Below are 25,582 nucleotides of genomic sequence, written 5' to 3'. Positions count from 1 at the left end.
CAGCGGGCAATGAGCGATCGTCGTACGGTCTTCCTGATCGCGCACACCGGCCGGGAGGCCGCCCTGCGCAGTGTGGAAGGGCTGGTGGACGGCCTGCTGAAGGCGGGGATCCGGATCCGGCTGCTGGAGGCGGAGGCGGTGGGCCTGGATCTGCCGGACGGGGTGGAGCTGGTGCCGGGCGGCCCGGGCGCGGCCGACGGCTGCGAGTTGATCCTGGTCGCGGGCGGGGACGGCACGCTGCTGCGGGGGGCGGAACTGGCCCGCGAATCCGGGCTGCCGATGCTCGGCATCAACCTCGGCCGGGTCGGCTTCCTCGCCGAGGCCGAGCGCGACGACCTGGCGACGGTGGTCGACCGGGTGGTGGACGCCGACTACGCCGTCGAGGAGCGGATGACCATCGACGTCCTCGTCCGCACCAACGGCGATGTGCTGCACGAGGACTGGGCACTCAACGAGGCCTCGGTGGAGAAGGCGGCACGCGAGCGGATGCTGGAGGTCGTCACCGAGGTGGACGGCCGCCCGGTGTCGAACTTCGGCTGCGACGGCGTGGTGCTTTCGACGCCCACCGGCTCCACGGCGTACGCGTTCTCCGGTGGCGGGCCGGTGGTGTGGCCGGAGGTGGAGGCGCTGCTGATGGTGCCGATCAGTGCGCACGCGCTGTTCGCCCGTCCGCTGGTGACGTCGCCGGACTCGGTGCTGGCCGTCGAGGTGCAGCCGAAAACGCCTCACGGGGTGCTGTGGTGCGACGGGCGGCGCTCGGTCGAACTCCCGGCCGGCGCACGGGTGGAGGTCCGCAGGGGCAAGACGCCGGTCCGCTTGGCGCGGCTGCACCGGGCGCCGTTCACGGACCGGCTGGTCGCGAAGTTCGCGCTGCCGGTGACAGGCTGGCGCGGGCGCTCGGGAACGAGCTGAGGCGAGCACAACCAGGGGCGCGGGGAGAGCTGCGCGAGCTGGCGGGTGAGCAACCAGGGGCGCGGGGAACTGCGCGACAAGCGCAAAGCCTGGCCGTAAGGTCGCGAGCACGTGCAAGTCATTGTCCTGCGCCGCGATCTTGCGGTTGGGTGCCTTCCGCTTCGCGCAGTTCCCCGCGCCCCTGTTTTCGCGCCCGCCTGCGTTTCGCGCCCTTTACCCGCTGGGTTCAGAGGCTGCACGGCTCCGGATCCGCTGTCGCGAAGCGCTCCTTGCGGGCGAGTTCGGCGGCCTGGGTGATGCGGTGGAGGGCGTCGGGGACGTGGGTGGCGGGGAGGGTGAGGGGGAGGCGGAGGTACTCCTCGAACGCGCCGTCGATGCCGAAGCGGGCGCCGGAGGCGATGCGGACGCCGAGGCGTTCGCCGGCTCGGGCGAGGGCGGTGGCGGGGAGGCCGGGGGTGGCCACCCAGAGGGCGAGGCCGCCGGGTGGGAGGGTGAAGCGCCAGTGGGGGAAGTGCCGGGGCAGGGCGGCGGCGAAGGCTTCGGCGGTGGCGCGCAGGCCGGCGTGCCGGTCGGCGCGGACGGCGGGGAGGTGGTGGGTCAGCAGGCGGGTGGTGATCAGCTGGTCGAGGACCGGGGTGCCGAGGTCGAACAGGGCCCGGTCGGTGGCGAGTTGACGGACCAGGGACGGTTGGGCGCGCAGCCAGCCGATCCGTAGGCCGGGCCAGAGCAGTTTGCCGGCCGAGCCGACGGTGATCACCCGGGCGTCGCGGTCGAGTGCGGCGAGCGGGCGGGGCAGGTCGGAGTCGGCGACGCCCCAGCCGAGTTCGGCGCAGGTCTCGTCGGCGAGGACGGCGGTGCCGGCGGCGCGGGCGTGGGCGAGCAGGGCGCGGCGCTGGTCCTCGTCGATCAGGGCGCCGGTGGGGTTCTGGAAGTCGGGGATGGTGTAGGCGAGTTTGGGGGCGGCGCCGCGGAGAACGCGTTGCCACTGGGGGAGGTCCCAACCCGCTTGCCCGGCATGGTCGGTGGCGAACGGGACGGGTACCAGGCGGGCGCCGTGGCGGTCCAGGGCGCGCAGCGTGTTGGGGTAGCTGGGTGCTTCGACGGCGACCCGGTCGCCGCGGGTGAGCAGTGTGTGGTGGGCGAGGTGGAGGGCGCTCATCGCGCCGGTGGTGATCAGGATCTGGTCGGGGCCGGTGGGCAGGCCGCGTTCGGTGAAGCGGCGGGCGACGGCTTCACGCAGGACGGGCAGGCCGGTCGGGTAGGTGCCATGGCCGCAGGTGTAGGCGGGCAGCCGCTCGAGGGCGTGGGCGGCGGCCTCGGCGAGCTGGGGCGGGGCGATGGGCGCGGCGAGGCCGAGGTCGAGTTCGCTGCCTGGCCGGTCGGGGCCGAGCGGGTGCAGGGCGTCGGCGGGCGGCCGGGTGCCTTCGGGCAGGGCCGTCCAGGAGCCGGCGCCGCGCCGGGAGCGCAGGAAGCCGTCGGCGCGCAGTGCCTCGTACGCGGCGGCGACGGTGGTGCGGCTGAGCCGGAGTTCGGCGGCGAGTTCGCGTTCGGCGGGCAGCCGGGTGCCGGCCGGGAGGCGACCGTCGGCGACCAGCCGGGAGACCCGGTCGGCGAGTGCCCGGTAGGCGGGGTGGCGGCCGTCCGCCGGGGGCAGTTGGCGGGCGAGGGCGTGCGGGGTCAGGGTGCTGTGCCACTCGGCCATCGGAAATCAGTCCACTCGGATCGGATTGGCCCTGTCGGGTGCCCTTTTGGACTGCCCATAGTGGCGTTCAGTGCCGAGGAACGGCAAGCACCGTACGAGAAGAGGTCCACCCGATGGCGGTCTCCCTGCCTTTGTTCGCCCGCTCCACCGACCTGCCCCGCCGGGTTGTCCAGCTCGCCGCGGGCCTGGTGCTGTACGGCGTCTCGATGGCCCTGGTGCTGCGCTCCTCGCTGGGCGGCAACCCGTGGGACGTGTTCCACCAGGGCCTGGCCCGGCACCTCGGCCTGAGCGTCGGCACCTGGGTGACGCTGGTCGGCGTGCTGGTGCTGCTGCTGTGGATACCGCTGCGGCAGAAACCGGGCGTCGGCACGGTCGGCAACGTGGCGGTCCTCGGCGTCGCGATGGACGCCACGCTGGCGCTGCTGCCGCACCCGCACGCGCTCGCCGCCCGGATCCCGCTGCTGGTGGCAGGCATCGTGCTGAACGCCGTGGCGACCGGCCTGTACATCGGGGCGCGGCTCGGCCCCGGCCCGCGGGACGGCCTGATGACCGGCCTGCACCGGCGCACCGGCCGTTCCGTGCGGCTGATCCGCACCGGCATCGAGTTGACCGTACTGGCCGCCGGCATCGCCCTCGGCGGGACGTTCGGCGTCGGCACGGTCGCCTACGCACTGGCCATCGGCCCGCTGGTGCAGTTCTTCCTGCCGCGCCTCACGGTGCCCGTTCCGGCCGCCACCTCCGGGTGAACCGGGGGGCGGTCGTCGCGCGCCGACGGTGGAACCTCGTAAGGTCGTCTCCGTGTTGGACGAGATGCGGATACGGGATCTGGGTGTCATCGACGACGCGGTGGTCGAACTCGCCCCCGGCTTCACCGCCGTCACCGGCGAGACCGGCGCCGGCAAGACCATGGTGGTGACCAGCCTCGGGCTGCTGCTCGGCGGCCGGGCCGACCCGGCGCTGGTGCGCAACGGCTCCGAGCGGGCCGTCGTCGAGGGCCGGCTGGCGCTCGACCCGGCCTCGCCGGTGGTGGCCCGGGCCCAGGAGGCGGGCGCCGAACTCGACGACGGCGAACTGCTGATCAGCCGTACCGTCTCCGCCGAGGGCCGCTCGCGGGCGCACGTCGGCGGCCGCTCGGTGCCGGTCGGGCTGCTCGCCGAGCTCGGCGAGGACCTGATCGCCGTGCACGGCCAGACCGACCAGCAGCGGCTGCTGCGCCCGTCCCGGCAGCGCGGCGCGCTCGACCGGTACGCGGGCGAGGCCGTCGCGGAGCCGCTGGCCCGCTACCGCGAGGTGTACCGCACCCTGCGCGAGGTGTCCGCGACGCTGGAGGAGCTGACCACCCGGGCCCGGGAACGCGCCCAGGAGGCCGACCTGCTGCGCTTCGGCCTGGAGGAGATCGCCGCCGCCGAACCCGTCGCCGGGGAGGACGCCGAACTGGCCGTGGAGGCGGAGCGCCTCGGCCACGCCGACGCGCTGTCCTCCGCCGCGACGCTCGCGCACGCCGCGCTGGCGGGCGACCCCGCCGACCCGGAGGCCGTGGACGCCGGCACCCTGCTCGCCCAGGCCCGCCGCGCCGTGGACGCCGTCCGGCACCACGACGAGCGCCTCGCGCAGCTCGCCGACCGCCTCGGCGAGGTCGGCTACCTGCTCGCCGACGTGGCCGGCGACCTTGCCGGGTACGCCGACGACCTGGACGCCGACCCGGTGCGCCTGGCCGCCGTCGAGGACCGCCGCGCCGTCCTCGCCCACCTGGTCCGCAAGTACTCCGGCACCGAGGGCACCCTCGCCGAGGTGGTCGCCTGGGCCGAGGCCGGTTCGGTGCGGCTGCTGGAACTCGACGGCGACGACGAGCGGATCGACGAACTCGGCGCGCAGGAGACCGAGTTGCGCGCCCAGCTGGCCGACCTGGCGGCCGAGGTGTCGCACGCCCGGCACGCCGCCGCCGACAAGTTCGCCGCCGCCGTCTCCGGCGAGCTCGCCGAACTCGCCATGCCGCACGCCCGGGTGACGTTCGCGATCAGCCAGGTCGACGACCTGTCCGGCATCGAGATCGAGGGCCGCACCGTCTCCTACGGCGCGCACGGCGTGGACGAGGTCGAGGTGCTGCTCGCCCCGCACCCCGGCGCGCAGCCCCGCCCGATCGCCAAGGGCGCCTCCGGCGGCGAGCTGTCCCGCGTCATGCTGGCCGTCGAGGTGGTGTTCGCCGGCGCCGACCCGGTGCCGACCTACCTGTTCGACGAGGTCGACGCGGGCGTCGGCGGCAAGGCCGCCGTGGAGATCGGCCGCCGCCTGGCCAAGCTCGCCCGCAGCGCCCAGGTGGTGGTGGTGACCCACCTGCCGCAGGTCGCCGCGTTCGCCGACCGGCACCTGGTGGTGGAGAAGACCAACGACGGCACCGTCACCCGCAGCGGCGTGAAGACCCTCAACGACGAGGAACGGGTGCGCGAGCTGTCCCGGATGCTGGCCGGCCTGGAGGACTCCGAGCTCGGCCGGGCACACGCCGAGGAACTGCTGGCGGCCGCCCGCACCGCCCGGGGCTGACCCCGCCCCGCCCCCGCACGCGTCGCCCGGCCCGTACGGCCGGGCGACGCGCCGCAGCGGTGCCGACTGTCCAAGAGGGCGAGAGACCTGGCATCGTGGCGAGCGGAAACCAGCTGACTACGAGTCGGAGCGAAGACGACGTGGACCATTCCGCCGCCCGGGCCACCGCGGCCCCCCAGTTGCATGTGGTGCTCGTCCTGGCCGCCGCGACGGGCGGGATCGGCGCGCACGTACGCTCCCTGACGCAGGGTCTGGTCGCCCACGGGGTGACGGTCACGGTCTGCGCGCCCGAGGGCGCCGACCGCCGCTACGGGTTCTCCGCGGCCGGCGCCCGCCTGCACACCGTGGACATCACCCCCACCTCCGGGGCCCGCTCCGACACCGTCGCGATCGGCGAGCTGCGCCGCGCCTTCACCGGCGCCGACGTCGTCCACGCGCACGGCCTGCGGGCCGGCCTGCTGTCCGACCTGGCGCTGCGCACCGCGGGCCGGTTCCCCGGCATCCGCCCGGAGACCCCGCTGGTGGTCACCTCGCACCACGCTCTGCTCTCCACCGGCCTGGACCGCCGGCTGCAACGCCTGATGGAACGCCGTGTGGTGCGGGCCGCCGACCTGGTGCTCGGCGCCTCCTCCGACCTGGTCGCCCGGGCCCGTGAACTCGGCGCCACCGACGCCCGGCTCGGCCCGGTCGCCGCCCCGCCGCTGCCGCCCGCCGACCTCGACCGCGCCGCGGCCCGGGCCGCGCTGCCCGGCATCGACGACGGGCGCCCCGTGGTGCTGGCGATCGGCCGCCTGGTCCCGCAGAAGTGCTTCTCGCTGCTGCTGGACGCCGTCCCGCACTTCGCCGCCCCCGGCGAACCGATGCCGCACGTGCTGCTGGCCGGCGACGGCCCCGAACGGCAGGCGCTGGCCGAGCGGGTGCGCGCCGAGAAGCTGCCCGTGGAGGTGCTCGGCCACCGCACCGACATCCCCGACCTGCTGGCCGCCGCCGACCTGGTGGTGCTCTCCTCCCGCTGGGAGGCCCGTTCGCTGGTCGCCCAGGAGGCGATGCGGGCCGGCGTCCCGGTGGTCGCCACCGCCGTCGGCGGCATCCCCGAACTCGTCGGCGACGCCGCCGTGCTGGTCCCGTTCGCCGACCCGCAGGCGCTCGGCGGCGCCGTCCGTGAGCTGCTCGCCGACGACAAGCGGTGCGCCGAACTCGCGGACGCCGGCCATGCCCAGGCCCGCACCTGGCCGGACGAGGCGGCCACCGTCGCCCAGGTGCTGTCCATCTACGACGAACTGGTGCAGCGTCAGCAATGACGGGGCGTCAGTGCGACGACAGGTCCAGCCCGCCCGCGGCGGTCAGTCGCAGCGCCGTGTCGATCAGCGGTACGTGGCTGAACGCCTGCGGGAAGTTGCCGACCTGACGGCGCGTCCGCGAATCCCATTCCTCGGCGAGCAGTCCCAGGTCGTTGCGCAGCGCCAGCAGCCGTTCGAACAGCTCGCGGGCCTCGCCGACCCGGCCGATCATCGCCAGGTCGTCGGCCAGCCAGAACGAGCAGGCCAGGAACGCCCCTTCGTGTCCGGACAGGCCATCGACGTTGTTGCCCTGTTCGTCGTGTGTCGGGTAGCGCAGCACGAAGCCGTCCTCGGTGGACAGTTCGCGCTGGATCGCCTCGATGGTGCCGATCACCCGCTTGTCGTCCGGCGGCAGGAAGCCGACCTGCGGGATCAGCAGCAGTGAGGCGTCCAGCTCCTTGCCGCCGTAGTACTGGGTGAAGGTGTTGCGGTCCGGGTCGTAGCCCTTGGCGCACACGTCCGCGTGGATCTCGGCGCGCAGCTTCTGCCAGCGCTCCGCCAGGCCCGGCGGCACGTTCTCCAGCTGCTCCAGCAGCTTGAGGGTGCGGTCGACGGCGACCCAGGCCATCACCTTGGAGTGCACGAAGTGCCGGCGCGGGCCGCGGACCTCCCAGATGCCCTCGTCGGGGTTGCGCCAGTGGTCCTCGAGGTACTCGATCAGGCGCAGCTGGAGCTGGTGGGCGTGGTCGTGCCGGGCCAGGCCCGACATGGTGGCCAGGTGCAGTGCCTCGACGACCTCGCCGTACACGTCGAGCTGGAGCTGCCCGGCGGCGCCGTTGCCGACCCGGACCGGGCGGGAGTCCTCGTAGCCGGGCAGCCAGTCGAGCGAGGACTCGGTGAGTTCGCGCTCCCCGGCGATGCCGTACATGATCTGCAGGTTCTCCGGGTCGCCGGCCACCGCGCGCAGCAGCCACTCGCGCCAGGCCCGGGCCTCCTCGCGGTAGCCGGTGCGCAGCAGCGAGGACAGCGTGATCGCGGCGTCCCGCAGCCAGGTGTAGCGGTAGTCCCAGTTGCGTTCGCCGCCGAGGTCCTCGGGCAGCGAGGTGGTGGGGGCGGCGACGATGCCGCCGGTCGGGGCGTAGGTGAGCGCCTTCAGGGTGATCAGCGAGCGGACCACGGCCTCCCGGTAGGGGCCCCGGTAGCGGCACTGCTCGACCCACTCGCGCCAGAACCGTTCGGTGGACTTCAGCGCGTCCTCGGCGTCCGGCGGCGTCGGGGCCGGCTCGTGCGAGGCCTTCCAGGTCAGCCCGAAGGCGATCCGCTCACCCTCGGTGACGGTGAAGTCGGCGTACGTGGTCAGGTCGCGGCCGTAGGTCTCGGCCCGGCCGTCCAGCCACACCGAGTCGGGGCCGGCCACCGCGACGGTGCGGTGCCCGCCGCCGGGCTGCTCCACCCGGTGCACCCAGGGCACGATCCGGCCGTAGCTGAACCGCATCCGCACCGCCGAGCGCATCCGGACGGTGCCGGCCAGGCCCTCCACGATGCGGATCATCTGCGGCACGTCGGGGGTGCCGAGCAGGTGGCGCGGCGGCATGAAATCGATCACCCGGACGGTGCCGCCCTGGGTGTCCCACTCCTGCTCCAGGATCAGCGAGTCGCCCCGGTAGCGGCGCCGGTCGCAGGGCAGCGCGGGTGCGGCGGCGGTCACCGGCGGGACGGGCGGCTCGGCGGCGTCCAGCAGGCCCCGGCTCGGCGGGGTGGCGGCGGGCGGCGGCTCGACGGGCAGCGCCGGGCCGATCCGCCAGAACCCGTGCTCGTCGGTGCCGAGCAGCCCCGCGAACACCGCGGGCGAGTCGAACCGCGGCAGGCACAGCCAGTCGACGGCGCCGTCGTGGCGGACCAGCGCGGCCGTCTGCATGTCCCCGATGAGCGCGTAGTCCTCGATGCGACCGGCCATGGCTCTCCGTTCCCAGCGGCCCAGCGTGCCCCGGCGGCGGCGGTGCGCATGGGTCGGGGGTCGGGCGAGGATGTCGACGTTTGAGCAGAATACGATGATTCGGGTGTTTCGGGCGCGTCCGGATTCCCCCGCCCGCCTGCCCGCACCCCGTGCGCCGCATGCCCTCCAGGCCCTTTCCCGCCCCCCCGGACGACCCGTCCGGACGACCCGCCGGGGCCCCGCCCACCCGGACGCGGGCGAGCACTCGCCGGGGCACTGATACGCTGGTATCCCGTGGAACTGGTGGGAACGAGGGCCGGGTAGCCCCTCCACCGGCGTCACTCTCCGACACGACACCCACGGGAGCCCCCTCTTGGCACAGCCCCATTCCGGCAAGTCGGCCAACGGCCGCGCCGTGACGACCAAGCACCTCTTCGTCACCGGGGGTGTCGCCTCTTCGCTCGGCAAGGGCCTCACCGCCTCGAGCCTCGGCGCGCTTCTCAAGGCCCGCGGCCTGCGCGTGACGATGCAGAAGCTCGACCCCTACCTCAACGTGGACCCGGGCACCATGAACCCGTTCCAGCACGGTGAGGTCTTCGTCACCGACGACGGCGCCGAGACCGACCTCGACATCGGTCACTACGAGCGCTTCCTCGACACCAACCTGCACGGCTCGGCGAACGTCACCACCGGCCAGGTCTACTCCACCGTGATCGCCAAGGAGCGGCGCGGCGAGTACCTCGGCGACACCGTCCAGGTCATCCCGCACATCACCAACGAGATCAAGTCCCGGATCCGCCGCATGGCGACCGAGGACGTCGACGTGGTCATCACCGAGGTCGGCGGCACCGTCGGCGACATCGAGTCGCTGCCGTTCCTGGAGGCCGTCCGCCAGGTCCGCCACGAGGTCGGCCGCGACAACGTCTTCTTCGTGCACGTGTCGCTGCTGCCCTACATCGGCCCGTCCGGCGAGCTCAAGACCAAGCCCACCCAGCACTCGGTGGCCGCGCTGCGCAACATCGGCATCCAGCCCGACGCGATCGTGCTGCGCGCCGACCGCGAGGTGCCGCAGGCCATCAAGCGCAAGATCTCGCTGATGTGCGACGTCGACGAAGAGGCCGTGGTCGCCGCGATCGACGCCAAGTCGATCTACGACATCCCCAAGGTGCTGCACGCCGAGAACCTGGACGCCTACGTGGTGCGCCGCCTCGACCTGCCGTTCCGCGACGTCGACTGGACCACCTGGGACGACCTGCTGCGCCGCGTCCACGAGCCGCAGCACGTGGTCAAGGTCGCCCTGGTCGGCAAGTACATCGACCTGCCGGACGCCTACCTGTCGGTGACCGAGGCGCTGCGCGCCGGCGGCTTCGCCAACAACGCCCGGGTCGAGATCAAGTGGGTCACCTCCGACGACTGCGAGACCCCCGAGGGTGCGCAGCAGCAGCTCGGTGACGTCGACGCGATCTGCATCCCCGGCGGGTTCGGCGACCGCGGTGTCACCGGCAAGGTCGGCGCGATCACCTTCGCCCGCGAGAACAAGATCCCGCTGCTCGGCCTCTGCCTGGGCCTGCAGTGCGTGGTCATCGAGGCCGCCCGCAACCTGGCCGGCCTGCCCGAGGCGAACTCCACCGAGTTCGACCCGGCCGCCAAGCACCCGGTCGTCTCCACCATGGCCGAGCAGCTCGCCATCGTCGACGGCAAGGGCGACCTGGGCGGCACCATGCGCCTGGGCCTGTACCCGGCGAAGCTCGCCGAGGGCTCCATCGTGCGCGAGGTGTACGGCGGCGAGCAGTACGTCGAGGAGCGCCACCGCCACCGCTACGAGGTCAACAACGCCTACCGCGCGGACCTGGAGAAGACCGGCCTGCAGTTCTCCGGCCTCTCCCCGAAGGGCGACCTGGTCGAGTACGTCGAGTACCCGCGCGAGGTCCACCCCTACCTGGTCGCCACCCAGGCCCACCCCGAGCTGAAGTCCCGCCCGACCCGGCCGCACCCGCTGTTCGCGGGTCTGGTCGCCGCGGCGATCGACCGCAAGGTCGGCTGACGCTCTCTCGGTTTTCGAGGCCGTGCTGTTCTGAGGCCGCCCGTCCCGGAGTTCGCTCCGGGACGGGCGGCCTCGGCGTGTCGGGGCCTCGGCTCCGCTAGATTGGTCCTTTGTGTCTGACTGACGAGAAGGGGTGCCCGGTGACCGGAATGCGCGACGTGGCCGAGGAATGGGACGTCCGGGACGGGCACACGCCCTTCCAGGGCCGGATGACGGGCATGCGCTCCGAGCAGGTGCGGATGCCCGACGGCAAATGGGCCCAGCGCGACTACCAGCTCCACCCCGGCTCGGTGGCCGTCCTCGCCGTCGACGAACAGGCCCGCGTCCTCGTCCTGCGCCAGTACCGGCACCCCGTCCGGCACCGGCTCTGGGAACTCCCCGCCGGGCTGCTGGACGTTCCCGGCGAGAACCCGCTGCACGCGGCGCAGCGGGAGCTGTTCGAGGAGGCGTACTGCAAGGCGGGGAACTGGCGGCTACTGGTCGACTTCTACACCTCGCCCGGCGGCAGCAACGAGGCGCTGCGGCTGTTCCTCGCCACCGACCTCTCCGAGGCCGAAGGGGACCGCTACGCGGCCCACGGCGAGGAGCTGGAACTCGAGTCCGCGTGGGTCCCGCTGGAGCAGCTGCTCGACCTGGTCCTGGCCGGCGAACTTCACAACCCGACCCTGGTCACCGGCACCCTCGCCCTCCACACGGCCCTGACGCGCGGCGGCATCGACGCCCTCCGTCCGGCGGATGCGCCCTGGCCGGCTCGGCCGTTCTGAGACGCCGCTTCGCGAGGGTGGGGGCTTCAAGGGGATGTCGGGTCGCCCTCCTGCGCCCGCCCCGCTTCGCGGGCCCACCCGGCACCCGGCAGAACTAAAGGGGTGCGGGGTCGCTTGCCGGTGCCCTGGGCCCTGTCGGCGCCCGGCAGGACCCCGCGGGGCGGGGGCGCTTGCCGGTGCCCTGGGCCCTGTCGGCGCCCGGCAGAACCCCACGATGCGGGGTCGCTTGCCGGCGCCCTGGGCCCTGTCGGCGCCCGGCAGAACTAAAGGGGTGCGGGGTCGCTTGCCGGCGTCCCGGGCCCTGTCGGCACCCGGCAGGACCCCGCGGGGCGGGGTCGCTTGCCGGTGCCCTGGGCCCTGTCGGTGCCCGGCAGAACTAAAGGGGTGCGGGGTCGCTTGCCGGCGTCCCGGGCCCTGTCGGCGCCCGGCAGGACCTCACGATGCGGGGGCGCTTGCCGGCGCCCTGGGCCCTGTCGGCACCCGGCAGAACCCCACGATGCGGGGCGTTCTGAGTGCGCGCCCCGGGCCAGCCGGCACCCGGCAGGACCCCACGGGGCGGGGGTCGGGAGCGTGTCCACACTGCCCGTTGCGTTCTGTGCGGCTTGTGTGGGCGGGTTGGGCCGGGGGGGTGGTGTGGGGGTTGGTGGGACCGGGGTGTCCGGGTAGGGCGGGGTGGTCGAACTACGCTTCGCGGACAGGGCCCGGTGTGCGGGTCCGGGGGGCTGGGCGACGGGTCGGGAGTGGCGCGGGTGGCGAGGGATGCGGCGGCGGTGGCCGAGGCGACCGGAATCTTCGACGCGTTGCCTGCGGGCGCCCGGCCGTTCGGGGGGCGTACGGCGGAACTCGCGGCGCTGAGGGTGGCCGCGGGCCGGCCCGCGTCGGGGCGGGGGCGGTTGCTGGTGCTGGCGGGGCGGCCGGGGTCGGGCCGGACCGCGTTGGCCGTGGAGTGGGCGCGAAGCGTGGCGGGGGAGTACCCGGACGGGTTGCTCTACGCGCGGATGTCGGCGCCGGACGGGACGCGGGTGGGGGCGGGGCGGGCCGCGAGAAGGCTGCTGGAGCAGCTCGGTGAGCGGCCGGGTCTGGCGTTGCTGCCGGGGGCGGCCGAGGAGGATCCGGCGTGCGAGGCGCTGCGCGAGGCGCTGACGTCGCGGCGGGCGTTGCTGTTGCTGGACGACGTGCGGGACACCGGGCAGGTGTGGCCGCTGCTCGCGGAGAAGACCGAGTCGGTGGTGCTGGCCACCACCTCGGGGCCGTTGACCGGTATCGAGGGTATCGATCCGGTGATCCTGGGCGGCCTGGAGCACCGGGTCACGCTCGAGTTGCTGTCCGAGCTGGTCGGCGGTACCCGGATCTCCTGCGACCCGGTGGGCGCGGCCGATCTCGCGGAGGCGTGTGCGAATCGTCCGGCCGCGCTGCGGCTGGCCGCGGGCTGGTTGCGGACGGAGCCGAGGCTGGCCGTCACGGAGGCGGCGGCCCGGTTGCGTCGTCCGCCGGAGCAGGTGCGGGAGCGCTCCCGCGCGGACGGGGCGGAGCAGTCGGACACCGTGCCGGTGGTGGAGGGCGATCCGCTGCGGGGGGCGTTCGAGCCCGCGTACCGGCGCCTTCCGGCTGCCCGGGCCAGGCTGTTGCGGCTGTGCACGCTGGCGCCCGGCCAGCAGGTCGATCTGCGGACCGCGTCGGCGTTGGTGGGCTGCCCGGCGCCGGAGGCCGGGACGCATCTGGCGGCGCTGGCCGAGCTGGAACTGATGGAGCGGGAGCCGGCGGCCGCGGACGGCACGGAGCGCTACCGCGTGCCGGGGCGGCTGTACGGGCGGCTGGTGGAGCTGCGGACCGAGATCGATCGGCCGTCCGAGCTGGAGCTGGCCCGGGCCCGGCTGCTGGAGCGGCTGGTGCGGCTGGTCGATTCGGCGCGGCTGCTGCTGGATCCGGCGGCCGGGCCGAACCCGGACCCGCTGCCGGGGCCGCTGCGGCTGCGTTCGGCCGCGCACGCCGGGCAGTGGCTGCTGGGGGAGCGTGAGCAACTTCTCACCGCCGTCGCGGACGCCGTCGGCCAGGGCGACCTGGACGGCAGCGCGGGCCGGCTGGTGGCGGCGCTGCTGCGCGCGCTGCCGCTGACCGGGGAGGCCGCGCCGGCCGATCTGCACGCGCTGCACGAGTCGGTGCTGAAGGTCGCCGAGCGGCAGCGTGCCCCGCGCCGGGCCGCCGCCGCGCTGCTCAACCTCGCCGAGCTGCAGGCGGAGGCGGACCGCTGGGAGCAGGCCGCGGAGCGCTACCGCCGGGCCGTGGAGCTGTCCCGGGGCGCCGGGGACGAGGACGGCTGTGCCCGCGCGCTGGAGGGCGTCGGCCACTGCCACCGGGCGCTCGGCGATCCGCTGCGGGCCGCCGACGCGTACGGGCGGGCGCTGGTGCTGCGGCAGGCGGTCGGCGACCCGGTCGCGGAGGCGCGGCTGCTGGTGCGGCTGGCGGAGGCGCACACCGCGCTGCGGCGCTTCGAGGAGGCGCTGCGCGAGTACCGCTCGGCGGCGGCGGTGCTGCGCCGGACCGGCGACGCGCAGGGCGAGGAGCGGGTCGCGGCGCTGGCCGATCGCCTGCGGCGGCACCTGGGCCGGGAGGGGTTTCGTCCGCTTTCGGAGTAGTGTCTTGAGTGCGGAGTTCATCCCGCAATGTGGCCCCAGAAGGCACGGAAGCCTACGAATCTGCCAACGAGTCGAGCTGATTTGTTCGCTTTGGAAGGCTGACACGCTGCCTGGGCTTCATTACACTCGAACTCAGTCGCGCATGGATCTATGCACCGGTTGCCCCCGTTGTGCTCATCGTGTGCGGCAACCCGCCGGTCTTCCCCCGGTAGGAATCCCCATGCAAGAGGACGTGTTAGCCCGTGAAGGTCGGCATCCCCCGCGAGGTCAAGAACCACGAGTACCGCGTGGCCATCACGCCTGCCGGTGTGCATGAGCTGGTCCGCAACGGACACGAGGTCGTCATCGAGGACAACGCCGGTGTCGGCTCCTCGATCCCCAACGAGGAGTACGTGGCCGCCGGTGCGACCATCCTCCCCACCGCCGACGAGGTGTGGGCCGCGGCCGACATGATCCTCAAGGTGAAGGAGCCCATCGCGTCGGAGTACCACCGACTGCGCAAGGGCCAGACCCTCTTCACCTACCTGCACCTGGCGGCCGACCGCCCGGGCACGGACGCGCTGCTCGCCTCCGGCACCACCGCCATCGCGTACGAGACCGTGCAGCTGGCGAACGGCGCCCTGCCGCTGCTGGCCCCGATGTCCGAGGTCGCGGGCCGCCTGGCCCCGCAGGTCGGCTCGTACCACCTGATGCGTCCGGCCGGCGGCCGCGGCACCCTGCCCGGTGGCGTGCCCGGCACCCACTCGGCCAAGGCCGTCGTCATCGGCGGTGGCGTCTCCGGCTGGCACGCGGCCACCATCGCCATCGGCATGGGCTACGACGTGACCCTGCTGGACCGCGACATCAACAAGCTGCGCGAGGCCGACAAGATCTTCGGCAACAAGATCAAGGCCATCGTCTCCAACTCGTTCGAGCTGGAGAAGGCCGTCGTCGAGGCCGACCTGGTCATCGGCGCCGTGCTGATCCCGGGCGCCAAGGCCCCGAAGCTGGTCACCAACGAGCTGGTCTCCCGCATGAAGCCGGGCTCCGTGCTCGTCGACATCGCCATCGACCAGGGCGGCTGCTTCGAGGACTCGCACGCCACCACGCACGCCGAGCCGACCTTCCAGGTCCACAACTCGGTCTTCTACTGCGTGGCGAACATGCCGGGCGCCGTCCCGAACACCTCCACCTACGCCCTCACCAACGCCACCCTGCCGTACGTGGTGGAGCTGGCGAACCGTGGCTGGAAGGACGCGCTGCGCCGCGACGCCGCGCTCGCCAAGGGCCTGAACGTGCACGAGGGCCAGATCACCTTCCCGGCCGTCGCCGAGGCCTTCGGCCTGGAGTCGGTCTCGCTGGAGAGCGTCCTCGCCTGACGTCCCGCACCTGCTGTCGCCCCCGGCCGTTCTTCCTTTCGGTCCGGGGGCTTCGGCATGCCCGCGGCCGGCCCGGGGGGTTCCGCCGAGGTGTTCGGCGGTGTCCAGAGGTGTCCGGGCGTGTCCACGGTCGGTCAATTCCGGTGCGGTTTGTCACCCGCTCTGTCGACAAGACCACCTGACGGCCCCTCATGGCCCCCCGCCTGCGCGGAAACGTTAGGCTCGTCTCTTGACACGGGGTGGGTGGGTGGCCGACACAACGTGCCCACTACCGTGGATTGTGTTGCTGCGAATGCCCGAAACGGCCTAGAGTCGCAAACCGTTGGCATGCTGCCACGCTGACGAATCGACATAGAGTCCTGGATGGCCAAGGAGGTAAGACGACTTGTGAATGAGTCGACATTTGCTCCCGGGGGTGGTCAGCCAGGACTGGCGGAGCTCTCCGCCGGGCAGCCGAACGAGGAAGCCCGGCACGCCACGGTGGGTGCGCAGGAGGTCGGCTCGGTCGCGGTCCGCACCTTCGAGGCCCGCCAGAGCGCGGCGACTGCCGTCACCGACTACGACGCCGACTTCGCGGCGTACGGACTCGCGTACAACGAGCTCGGCTACGGGCCCTACGACGACCCCGACGCCGAGTACGAGCCCGACCCCGAGTACGCGGCCACCCTGGCCCCCGACGCGGCCCGCCAGCGCCGCGAGCGGGTCGGACCGACCGGCCGCCCGCTGCCGTACTTCCCGATCCCCGCGCCGGTCGCCGAGCACGGCCCCGCGCAGATCATCGCGATGTGCAACCAGAAGGGCGGAGTCGGCAAGACCACCTCCACCATCAACCTGGGCGCCGCACTCGCCGAGTACGGCCGCCGGGTCCTGTTGGTGGACTTCGACCCGCAGGGCGCGCTCTCCGTCGGCCTCGGCGTCAACCCGATGGAACTCGACGTCACGGTCTACAACCTGCTCATGGAGCGGGGCCTGACGGCCGATGAGGTCCTGCTGAAGACCGCCATCCCCGGCATGGACCTGCTGCCGTCCAACATCGACCTGTCCGCCGCCGAGGTGCAGCTGGTCAGCGAGGTCGCCCGCGAGTCCGCGCTGGCCCGCGCGCTCAAGCCGCTGCTGCCCGACTACGACTACGTCATCATCGACTGCCAGCCCTCGCTGGGCCTGCTGACGGTCAATGCCCTGACGGCCGCTCACAGCGTCATCGTGCCGCTGGAGTGCGAGTTCTTCGCGCTGCGCGGCGTCGCGCTGCTCACCGAGACCATCGAGAAGGTCTGCGAGCGGCTCAACCCCGAACTGCGCCTGGACGGCATCCTCGCCACCATGTACGACTCCCGCACCGTGCACTCGCGCGAGGTGCTGGCCCGGGTCGTCGAGGCGTTCGGCGAGCACGTCTTCCACACCGTCATCGGACGGACCGTCAGGTTCCCCGAGACCACCGTGGCCGGTGAGCCGATCACCACCTACGCCACCAACTCGGTCGGCGCGGCCGCGTACCGTCAGCTCGCCAGGGAGGTGCTCGACCGGTGCCGCCCCGTCGAGTGAGCCTCCCGGGGGCCGACGAACTGTTCCGGTCCACGGGCGGAATGGCCCTGTCGCCCTCGCTCGCGCGGAACGGTTCCGGCGGCGGGCCTGCCAACGGCGGGCCCTCCAAGGGCGGGCCTGCCGGGGCGCAGGAGCCCTCGAAGGACGGTCAGGGCGCTCCCGGGGCGGGCCGCACCGCGGACGTCCCGGGCGCCCGGCCGGAGCCCCCTGCCGGCCCTGCGGGGCGCGCGGAGGACCCCGCCGAGGCGGCGCGGCGGGCGGCGACCACGACGGTGCGCGGACGCGGACGGGCCCGGCGCCCGTCCGGGCGGGAACGGCACGACGAGAAGATCACCGTGTACGTCTCCGCCGAGGAACTGATGGACCTGGAGCACGCGCGACTGGTGCTGCGCGGCGAGCACGGCCTGGCGGTCGATCGCGGACGGGTGGTGCGCGAGGCGATTTCGGTGGTGCTCGCGGATCTGGAGCAGCGGGGCGAGGCGTCGATTCTGGTTCGGCGGCTTCGGGGGCGTTAGCTGCCGCTCGGGGCGCGTCCACGTGCAGGTCATTTGTCGTGGGACGCGATCTTGCCGGTGGGCGCCTTCCGATTCGCGCAGTTCCCCGCGCCCCGGTTTTGCACTCGCTCGCCCGCCCGGTTTCACGCTCGGATGCCTCAAAGGCTTTCTGCCAGAATGGGACGTTATGTTCCAGGTCCGGTTGGAGAACTTCGAGGGGCCGTTCGACCTGCTGCTCGGGCTGATCGCGAAGCACAGGATGGACGTCACCGAGGTGGCGTTGTCGAAGGTCACGGACGAGTTCGTGGCGCACATCCGGGCGATGGGGCCGGAGTGGGACCTGGATGCGGCGACCGAGTTCCTGGTGGTGGCGTCGACGCTGCTGGATCTGAAGGCGGCGCGGTTGTTGCCGGCGGCGGAGGTCGAGGACGAGGAGGACCTGGCGCTGCTGGAGGCGCGGGACCTGCTGTTCGCGCGGCTGTTGCAGTACCGGGCGTACAAGGAAGTGGCGGGGCTGTTCGCGGAGCGGTGGGCGGCGGAGGCGTCGCGGCGGCCGCGGGCGGTGGGGCTGGAGCCGCACCATGCGCAGCTGTTGCCCGAGGTGGTGCTGACGGTCGGGCTGGAGCGGTTCGCGCAGCTGGCCGCGAAGGCGTTCCTGCCGAAGCCGAAGCCGGTGGTGTACGTGGATCACATCCACATGCCGCCGGTGAGCGTGCGGGAGCAGGCGGCGCTGGTGGTGGAGCGGCTGAGCGCGCTGGGGGAGGCGACGTTCGGGCGGCTGGTCGAGGACGCGGACAACGAGCTGGTGGTGGTGGCCCGGTTCCTGGCGCTGCTGGAGCTGTACCGGGAGAAGGTGCTGGCGTTCGAGCAGCCGCAGGCTCTGGAGGAGCTGGTGGTGCGCTGGGTCGCCGAGGGGGACCGGACGGTCGAGGTGACCGACGAGTTCGACCGCCCGGCGGGCGGGGAAGGCGGCGTTCGATGACGGAGCGGCGGCCGCGGCGGGCGCTCGGCCTGCCCGGGCAGGCCCGGCCGGGCGAGTGGCAGGAGCCGGTGCACCGGGACGGCGGGCCCGCGGCCGGGGTGCCGTTGCGGGCCGCGCTGGAGGCGGTGCTGATGGTCGCCGACGAGCCGGTGGCGGAGGCGCACCTGGCCTCGGTTCTGGACGCGTCCAGCGGTGAAGTGGCCGCTGTGCTGCGGGAGTTGGCGGCAGAGTACACGGTACAGGGGCGCGGTTTCGAGCTGCGGCAGGTGGCCGGCGGGTGGCGGTTCTACAGCCGTGCGGAGTGCGCGGCGGCGGTGGACCGGTTCGTTCTGGACGGGCAGCAGGCCCGGCTGACGCAGGCCGCGCTGGAGACGCTGGCGGTGGTGGCGTACCGGCAGCCGGTGTCGCGCGGGCGGGTTTCCGCGGTCCGTGGTGTGAACTGCGACGGCGTGATGCGTACCCTGGTACAGCGAGGACTGGTCGAAGAAGCCGGCACCGAGCCCGAAACCGGAGCGATCCTGTATCGGACGACGAACTACTTCCTGGAACGGATGGGGCTGCGCGGCCTGGACGAGCTGCCGGAGCTCGCGCCCTTCCTGCCCGAGGTCGACGACGTGGAAGCGGAGTCCCTGGAGGGCACGATGATCGCGCAGGCGGTCGCCGCCGCACAGGAGGGGCCGAACCAGGCCGACCGGACCCAGACGGATACGACGTACGGACATTTTGATGCGTAGCAGTGGCAACGGCAGGAACAGCGGCGGCGGTCAGGGCCGGGGCGGACAGGGCGGCCGGGGCGGCCAGCAGGGCGGCGGCCGCGGCGGGTCGTCCTACGGCCAGGGCGGCGGCCAGGGCCGCGGCGGGCAGTCCCGCGGCGGCTCGGGCTCCTACGGTGGCGGCTCGGGCTCGTACGGGGGCTCGTCGCGCGGTGGCAGCGGGCGCGAGGAGCGTCGCTACCCGGACCGGCCGCTGCGGCCGGAGGAGCGCAAGTACGACCGCCCCGAGTACGGCGGCGGCCCGAACGCGACGCCCTCGTACAGCGCCTACGGTTCGCGCAAGCCCGGGGCGGCGCCCCGGCCGCGCCGGGACGGGCAGGGCGCGCCCGGCGACCCGCGGCGTCAGCCGCAGCGTTCGCGCGAGCTGCAGGGCCGGATCGAGGACCGGGTGCTGGCCCGGCACGAGGGCCCCGGCAAGCAGGTCGGCGAAGAGGGCGAGCGCCTGCAGAAGGTGCTGGCGCGGGCCGGGATGGGCAGCCGTCGGGCCTGCGAGGAGCTGATCGCGCAGGGCCGGGTCGAGGTCAACGGCAAGCTCGTCGTCGAGCAGGGCCTGCGGGTCGACCCGATGAAGGACGAGATCAAGGTCGACGGCCTGACCGTCGCCACCCAGTCCTACCTGTTCTTCGCGCTGAACAAGCCGGCCGGCGTCGTCTCCACCATGGAGGACCCGGAGGGCCGGCAGTGCCTGGGCGACTACGTGACCAACCGGGAGACCCGGCTGTTCCACGTCGGCCGCCTGGACACCGAGACCGAGGGCCTCATCCTGCTCACCAACCACGGTGAGCTGGCCCACCGCCTGACCCACCCCAAGTACGGCGTCACCAAGACGTACCTGGCGGCCATCCAGGGCCCGATCCCGCGCGACCTGGGCAAGCAGCTCGCCAAGGGTGTGGAGCTGGAGGACGGCTGGGCGCGGGCCGACAGCTTCAAGGTGATCTCCAACGTCGGCAAGAACTACCTGGTCGAGGTGACCCTGCACGAGGGCCGCAAGCACATCGTGCGTCGCCTGCTGGCCGAGGTCGGCTTCCCGGTGGAGAAGCTGGTGCGCACCGCCTTCGGGCCGATCTCGCTCGGCGACCAGAAGTCGGGCTGGCTGCGCCGGCTGACCAACCCCGAGGTGGGTGCCCTGATGAACGAGGTCGGGCTGTAGCAGCTCGCTCCGGGAGCCCGTTCGCCGTACGGCGGGCGGGCTCCCGGCGTGTGCGGAGGGCTTTGCCGGGTCTTGACCGGTGAGGCGGGCCGTGCAGCCTTGCTATCGTTCGACCCGTTGGCAGAAGATTGCCACCGAAGTTCGCCCCGACGCGTGGCGGAAGTGCGCCACCGCGTCAGGGGACGGGGCGGCGGGGGAAGGAAGCACATGCTCGACGCATTCACCGTGCTGGGCCTCGGGCGGCCCGACGGTCAGGTGTACGCCGCGCTGGTCGTCGCGCCGCAGTCGACCGCCCAGGAGTTGGCCGAACACTGCGGCCTGACCCTGGACCAGTGCCGGCAGGCGCTGGACCGGCTGGCCGAACAGGGCATGGCGACCCGCGCCCCGGTCGACCGGGAGCGCTACCTGGCGGTCGCCCCGGACGTCGCCATCGGCACCCTGATAGGCCACCGCGAGGCCGAACTGCGTTCCGCCCGCGCCGAGATGCACCGTCTGATGGACGCCTTCCGGGAGGCGTCCAGGTACACCGACCCCGCGCACTCGGTGGAGGTGCTCACCGGCAGCGAGGCGATCGCCCAGCGGCTGGAGCACCTGGTGGAGTCCGGCCAGTACCAGATCCGCGGCTTCGACTGCCCGCCGTACGTGCAGGACCCGACCGTGCAGCAGCCCCGGCAGCGGGCCAAGCTCAAGGCCGGGGTGCGGATCCGTACCGTCTTCGACAAGGAGGCGATCGCCTGGCCCGGGCGGCTCGAGCAGGAGATCCTCACCGGCGTCGAGGACGGCGAGGAGGCCCGGGTGCGGCCGGTGCTGCCGATGAAGATGATGATGGCCGACGACAAGATGGCGATCATCCCGATCAGCGTCGGTGACAGCGTCCTGGACGCCGCGTACGTCATCCACCCGTCCGCCCTGCTCCAGGCCCTGGACGCGCTGTTCGAGGCCGAGTGGGAGCGGGCCGTGCCGCTGCAGACCGTGATCGGCGACGGCGACGGCCCCGGGCCGGACTCCGACCACCTGAAGCTGCTCGGGCTGCTCGCCGCCGGCCTCACCGACGAGTCGATCGCCCGCTCGCTCGGCTGGAGCGCCCGCACCACCCAGCGCCGCCTGCAGGGCCTGATGCGCGAACTCGGGGCCACCACCCGGTTCCAGGCCGGGATGGCGGCCCGCGAGCGCGGCTGGCTGTAGTCCGCTAGGGCCTGTCCGGCCGATCTTGTCGGATCAGCGCGCGGCTCCCCCAGCCCTTGCGGGCTGGGAGGTGCCCCCATTTCGCGCCCGGCTGGGCGTGCCGCCGGAACGTCCTCGTACTGGGTGTACTTGGATGTTTCGGCGGTGCGTCCAGGCGGGATGATCCGGCGTCGCGCGCCCGGCAAGATCGGCCGGACAGGCCCTAGCTCCAGGGGAGCAGCGCGGCCCAGCGGCCGTCCGGGCCGCGCTCCAGCTTCTCCAGGCCCACCACGGCCGTCCGGTTCAGCCGGCCGTAGATGTGCGGGAACAGCACCCCCTCGGTGCTTCCGGGAGGCGGCCCGCCGGTGGCCGCCTCCCACTTCACCATCGGCTCGACGAGCTTCTCCTCGATCAGCAGCGCCATCAGTGGGTCCGGGGCCTGGGGGAAGAACAGGTTGGCGACCGCCAGCACCGTGGTCTCGTCCGGCGAGCAGTGCAGGAAGCCCTCGGTGAGCAGCGAGGCGGCGGTGTACGGCCGGCCCGGGTCGCGCAGCCAGTCGTCCAGCGGGGCGAGATGGTAGATCATGTCTCTTTTGTACCGGAGTTGACGCCGCGTCGGGCGCGACCGCTCACAGCCCCGCCACCTTCGCCGACGCCGACACCTCGTACACCAGCGTGACGGTGCGCCGGCCGCCCGGCGGCATCGGCACCTCCCAGCGGGCGATGCCGTCGGCGTCCAGCTCCTCCGGCGGCGGCGAGCAGCGCTCCTTGCGCAGCCGCACCTCCACCGCCGACACCTCGGAGACCGGGATCCGCTCGCGGACCGTCACCACCTGCTCGGCGTCCTCGCCCGGCGCGGAGAACCGCGACAGGTGCAGGCGCACGGTGCGGGTCAGCAGGGTGCGCTGGCCGCCCAGCCCGGCGCCCTCGCGGCGCTCCTCGGCCTCCCGGACCACCCGCAGGCCGTCCGTGGCGCCGAACGCCAGGCGCACCGGCGCGCCCGCCGCGGCGAACTCCAGCGTGCCCCGGCCCGTGTAGCCGGAGCCGCGCACCAGGTCCACCGGGCCGGCCAGCAGCGCGTGGCCCGAGGCGTTGCGGAACGACACCACCTCCGTCACCAGCTCCGACAGCTCCGGCGCCGCCGAGAACTCGCTGCGCGCCCCCGTCTCGAACACGCTCACCGGCACCCGGTGCGCCCGCCCGTCCGAGGGCACCGTGACCGGCTCCGCGGCCCGCAGCACCCGGACCTCGCCGCCGTCGTCCACGCCCGGCAGGCCCGGCTCCAGCGGGCCCGCGTCGGCGATCGCCTGCTCGCGCAGCTCCACCTCGACGGTCTTCTTCTCCTGCGCGGAGCGCTCCCGCAGCACCAGCCGGTCCTCCACCAGCTCCGGCGGCTCGCCCGCCAGTGCCGAACGCGCCGTGGACAGCGTCAGGGCGACGTTCGACCAGTCCTCGCCGGTGCGCTGCCACACCATCGCCTCGGTCTCCAACCGCAGTGTGCCGCCCACCAGTTCGGCCCGGTACGCCGGACGCCACAGCGCGCACGGCGTCAGATGCCCCACCCGGGCCAGGAACCGGCCCGGCTCGGCGCACTCCACCGACAGCTCCACGAACGCCAGCAGCTCGGCCGGCTCCTGCTCGGCCCGGGCCAGCGCCAGCTCGGCGTGCCCCTGGGCCGCCATCAGCTCCGACGCGCGCAGCCGCGAGGCCCGCAACTGCTCGCCGTACGACTCCCTTTCGGCGTCCACCCGGTCCAGCTCGCGCGACCAGCGGGCCTGCTCCAGTTCGCCGCTGCCCGCGCCCTCGCCGATCTCCCGCAGCAGGTCCGCCGCAAGCTGGCCGAGCAGCGCCAGGCGCGCCTCCAGCCGCTCCTGGCGGCGCGACTCCGCCAGATACTCGCGCTCCAACTGATGCACCCGGCGGCGCAGCGCCGAATCGTCCGGCCCCGGCTCCAGCGGCGGCCGCGGCTGCCAGGACCGCACCAGGCGGACGTCCAGCACCTTCGCCGCGCCGGTCGGCGCGCCGTCCCCGGCCAGCACCGCCGCGTGCAGCGAACGGTCCACCGCCAGCGCCGTCACCGGGCCCAGCCGCAGCCGGTGCACGCCCGGCCGGAGCTCCAGCTCCGCCGTCCGCTCCAGCTGCGCCCGGTCCTCCAGGCACGTCACCGCGGTCACCGGAAGGGGAAAAGTTTCCTCGTGCACGTTCAACTCCTCCGATTTCCGCCGACCACGGCCTTACCGGCCGGGATGCGGATCACATAACCGCCCGTCAGCTCCACCGAACCTCCCGGCGGCACCACCACCCGGCGGATCCGCGCCGAGGCGGGCACCCCGGCGGACGGCTCCGCGGGCGGCGACCAGCCCGGACGCTCCTCGATCCGCACCTCCGCGTCGCCCGACACCGGGACCCGCTCGCGGACCTCCACCGACGCCTCGTGCGGCAGCCGGTTCACCAACTCGATCCGCACACCGTGGTCCAGCACCGTCGTCGAGTTCAGCACCCCCGACGTCGACTCGCGCACCTCGCTGTGCCGCGCCACCCGCAGCTCCTCCGCCCGGCCCAGGCCCAACTCCCGCACCCCGCCCGGCGCCAGCGTCGGCAGCCCCGCCGTCAGCAGGAACTCGCCGTCCACCGACACCTCCACCGGGCCGGCCAGCAGCGCGTGCGCCGTCGCGTTCGACAGCTCCAGCACCGCGTACACCGCCTCCTCCACCGACGGCACGCACACGTAACCCGTGCGCACCCCCACCGGGAGCTCCGCCACCGCCACCGTGTGCCACACCCCGTCCGAGGGGACGTGCGCCGGGGCCTGCGCGTCGAAACGGTGGCCGAACGACCCCGCCGACAGGCGCGGTGGCGCACCGAACCGCGGCAGCGGCAACCGGCCCACCTCCTCCGCCCCGCGCAGCGCGCCGCCCGACCCGGGCCGCGATGGCTCCGGGAACAGCCGGCCCCGGCGCAACGGCTCCTGCTCCGGGCCCGCCAGCACCAGCGCCGCGTAGTCCAGTTGGTCGGACGACGGGCGGAGGGCTGGTTCGGTGTCCGCCAGTGGGGCGGGGGCCGTGCCGTACGGCGCGGGTGGTGGGGGAGCGGCGGCAGCCATCGGCATCGGGGCGGGCGGCGGGGCGAAACCCGGGGCGGCGGGAGCGGGTGCGGTGTCCGCGCCACCTGCCGGGCCGCCTGCCGCGCCGCCTGCCGCTCCACCTGCCGCTCCGCCGAAGCGCGGACGACCCGCCAGCGTGCCACCCGGGCGGGGGGCCCGCTTCGCGGACGGCCCCGGCCCCGGCATCGGCGCGGACGCCGCGACCGGCGCCGCTCCCGGCGCCCTGGGCGGCTCCGGTTTCGACCGCTGCGCGTCCTGCCAGCCGTCGAACAGGCCCGCCAGGCCCGCCGGTTGCGTCCGCCACCCCGACGGCGCGGGCGCCGCCTGGCTGCGGCCGATCCGCAGCGAGCTCAGCCGCGGCAGCCCGCCCGGCCCGGCGAGGTCCGCCGTCGACAGCGCCAGCCGCACCCCCGACCAGTCCTCGCCCGTCCGCTGCGCCACCGACGCCCGCAGCACCAGCCGTGCCGAACGCTCGCCCCGGCGGTGCGCCAGTTGGTACGTCGGCACCCAGACCGCCCCCGGGACGGTGTACTCCACCTCCAGCTCGACCGGGCCCTCGCCGCGCACCGTCAGGTCCGCGCACGCCCCCGACTCCACCCCGCCGGGCTGTTCGGCGCTGGAACGGGTGCTCGCGGCCGCCGCCGCCGTCCGGAAGGCGTGCTCCGCCAGTTGAAGCTCCAGGGCCAGCTCCACCGCGCGCTCCTGGAGTACCTCCAGCCGGGCGTCCACGAAGTCCGCCAGCGCCAGCACCGCTTCCGCCGGGGCCCGGCGGTGCCCCTCGTCCCGGCGGCGCTGCGGCGGCACCACGCGCAGTGCCGAGACCTCGGCGATTCGCTTGTCCAGCCGCTCCTGACGCTCCTGCAGCAGCTCGGCGCGCTGCCGGAGGTCCGTCAACTCCCGTTCCCAAGCCGGGAGTTCGTCCTCGCCGCGGACGCGCGCCGGATACGCCGTGCGGGCCTCGGCGACCCGGCCGGCGCCCGACAGCACCCGCACCCGCAGCGACCCCTCCGCCGCCAGCAGCGGCAGCCCCGCCACCCGCACCCGGCCGTCCGCCGGCAGCACACCCGACGCGCGGCGCCGGCACACCGCACCCACCGCGTGCACCACCACCGAGTCCAAGCTCGACTCCCACACCGCCAGCTGCCCCGCCACCCCGCCCCCTTCGACCGCCGGCCCGAACCCCGGACCCGGGCGCCCAGTC

Annotated in this window: 19 protein-coding genes; 14 read left to right on the top strand and 5 right to left on the bottom strand. The window is 73.9% G+C overall.

Annotated elements, in window-relative coordinates; all coding sequences use genetic code 11:
• Positions 1-9 precede the first annotated feature (9 nt).
• Positions 10-912: an NAD kinase gene (locus ACGFWJ_RS31680; protein WP_100586040.1), complete on the top strand. Its 903-nt coding sequence runs from the start codon at positions 10-12 to the stop codon at positions 910-912.
• Between the two features lie 226 nt (positions 913-1,138).
• Here the strand turns inward: ACGFWJ_RS31680 and ACGFWJ_RS31675 are convergent, their stop codons facing one another.
• Complete coding sequence (locus tag ACGFWJ_RS31675) at positions 1,139-2,614, bottom strand: PLP-dependent aminotransferase family protein (RefSeq protein ID WP_392955604.1); 1,476 nt, start codon at positions 2,612-2,614, stop codon at positions 1,139-1,141.
• 113 nt (positions 2,615-2,727) lie between these two features.
• On the opposite strand from ACGFWJ_RS31675, the gene ACGFWJ_RS31670 reads away from it, so the two are divergent.
• The 3 genes from ACGFWJ_RS31670 (at position 2,728) to ACGFWJ_RS31660 (ending at position 6,456) form a co-directional block, all read left to right on the top strand.
• Positions 2,728-3,360 (top strand): YitT family protein, encoded by a 633-nt coding sequence (locus tag ACGFWJ_RS31670; RefSeq protein WP_387636722.1) that lies wholly within the window; start codon positions 2,728-2,730, stop codon positions 3,358-3,360.
• 64 nt (positions 3,361-3,424) lie between these two features.
• Positions 3,425-5,155 carry a DNA repair protein RecN gene (recN, locus tag ACGFWJ_RS31665; protein ID WP_392955628.1) on the top strand — a complete coding sequence of 577 codons (1,731 nt, stop codon included), beginning with the start codon at positions 3,425-3,427 and terminating at the stop codon, positions 5,153-5,155.
• Between the two features lie 140 nt (positions 5,156-5,295).
• Positions 5,296-6,456: a glycosyltransferase family 4 protein gene (locus tag ACGFWJ_RS31660; protein ID WP_392955602.1), complete on the top strand. Its 1,161-nt coding sequence runs from the start codon at positions 5,296-5,298 to the stop codon at positions 6,454-6,456.
• A gap of 7 nt (positions 6,457-6,463) precedes the next feature.
• On the opposite strand, the gene ACGFWJ_RS31655 is transcribed toward ACGFWJ_RS31660, so the two are convergent.
• Complete coding sequence (locus tag ACGFWJ_RS31655; protein WP_392955600.1) at positions 6,464-8,392, bottom strand: glycoside hydrolase family 15 protein; 1,929 nt, start codon at positions 8,390-8,392, stop codon at positions 6,464-6,466.
• Positions 8,393-8,744: 352 nt separating this feature from the next.
• On the opposite strand from ACGFWJ_RS31655, the gene ACGFWJ_RS31650 reads away from it, so the two are divergent.
• The 10 genes from ACGFWJ_RS31650 to ACGFWJ_RS31605 all read left to right on the top strand — a co-directional run bounded on the left by ACGFWJ_RS31650 (position 8,745) and on the right by ACGFWJ_RS31605 (position 21,299).
• Positions 8,745-10,415 (top strand): CTP synthase, encoded by a 1,671-nt coding sequence (locus ACGFWJ_RS31650; RefSeq protein WP_392955598.1) that lies wholly within the window; start codon positions 8,745-8,747, stop codon positions 10,413-10,415.
• Positions 10,416-10,564: 149 nt separating this feature from the next.
• Positions 10,565-11,179 (top strand): NUDIX domain-containing protein, encoded by a 615-nt coding sequence (locus ACGFWJ_RS31645; protein WP_387636891.1) that lies wholly within the window; start codon positions 10,565-10,567, stop codon positions 11,177-11,179.
• Positions 11,180-11,928: 749 nt separating this feature from the next.
• Positions 11,929-13,815, top strand: a complete 1,887-nt coding sequence (locus ACGFWJ_RS31640; RefSeq protein ID WP_392955596.1) for a tetratricopeptide repeat protein — start codon at positions 11,929-11,931, stop codon at positions 13,813-13,815.
• A gap of 242 nt (positions 13,816-14,057) precedes the next feature.
• Entirely contained in the window at positions 14,058-15,173 is a 1,116-nt protein-coding gene (gene ald, locus ACGFWJ_RS31635; RefSeq protein WP_100586047.1) for an alanine dehydrogenase, read from the top strand.
• A 480-nt stretch (positions 15,174-15,653) separates the two neighbouring features.
• Positions 15,654-16,715 (top strand): ParA family protein, encoded by a 1,062-nt coding sequence (locus ACGFWJ_RS31630; RefSeq protein ID WP_387636889.1) that lies wholly within the window; start codon positions 15,654-15,656, stop codon positions 16,713-16,715.
• A gap of 41 nt (positions 16,716-16,756) precedes the next feature.
• Positions 16,757-17,230 (top strand): hypothetical protein, encoded by a 474-nt coding sequence (locus tag ACGFWJ_RS31625; RefSeq protein WP_392955594.1) that lies wholly within the window; start codon positions 16,757-16,759, stop codon positions 17,228-17,230.
• A gap of 166 nt (positions 17,231-17,396) precedes the next feature.
• The gene (locus tag ACGFWJ_RS31620) at positions 17,397-18,191 is read left to right on the top strand and encodes a segregation and condensation protein A (protein ID WP_392955592.1); all 795 of its coding nucleotides are present in this window, start codon (positions 17,397-17,399) and stop codon (positions 18,189-18,191) included.
• Complete coding sequence (scpB, locus tag ACGFWJ_RS31615; protein ID WP_392955590.1) at positions 18,188-18,925, top strand: SMC-Scp complex subunit ScpB; 738 nt, start codon at positions 18,188-18,190, stop codon at positions 18,923-18,925. Before ACGFWJ_RS31620 ends, scpB begins: the two co-directional genes overlap by 4 nt.
• Entirely contained in the window at positions 18,918-20,114 is a 1,197-nt protein-coding gene (locus ACGFWJ_RS31610) for a pseudouridine synthase (protein WP_392955588.1), read from the top strand. The genes scpB and ACGFWJ_RS31610 overlap by 8 nt, the downstream gene beginning before the upstream one ends.
• Before the next feature lie 207 nt (positions 20,115-20,321).
• Positions 20,322-21,299: a helix-turn-helix domain-containing protein gene (locus ACGFWJ_RS31605; RefSeq protein ID WP_387636700.1), complete on the top strand. Its 978-nt coding sequence runs from the start codon at positions 20,322-20,324 to the stop codon at positions 21,297-21,299.
• Between the two features lie 202 nt (positions 21,300-21,501).
• Here the strand turns inward: ACGFWJ_RS31605 and ACGFWJ_RS31600 are convergent, their stop codons facing one another.
• The 3 genes from ACGFWJ_RS31600 to ACGFWJ_RS31590 are packed head-to-tail and all read right to left on the bottom strand — an operon-like array spanning position 21,502 to position 25,533.
• Positions 21,502-21,864, bottom strand: a complete 363-nt coding sequence (locus ACGFWJ_RS31600; protein WP_392955586.1) for a DUF952 domain-containing protein — start codon at positions 21,862-21,864, stop codon at positions 21,502-21,504.
• Between the two features lie 43 nt (positions 21,865-21,907).
• Entirely contained in the window at positions 21,908-23,485 is a 1,578-nt protein-coding gene (locus tag ACGFWJ_RS31595; RefSeq protein ID WP_392955584.1) for a mucoidy inhibitor MuiA family protein, read from the bottom strand.
• Complete coding sequence (locus ACGFWJ_RS31590) at positions 23,482-25,533, bottom strand: DUF4139 domain-containing protein (protein WP_392955582.1); 2,052 nt, start codon at positions 25,531-25,533, stop codon at positions 23,482-23,484. The genes ACGFWJ_RS31595 and ACGFWJ_RS31590 overlap by 4 nt, the downstream gene beginning before the upstream one ends.
• Positions 25,534-25,582: the final 49 nt, after the last annotated feature.

The organism is Kitasatospora sp. NPDC048407, assembly GCF_043200475.1.
In the GTDB taxonomy this organism is placed as follows: Bacteria; Actinomycetota; Actinomycetes; order Streptomycetales; family Streptomycetaceae; genus Kitasatospora.
Note: the sequence above shows the minus strand (reverse complement) of the source record. Positions and strands in the feature narration are given on the sequence as shown.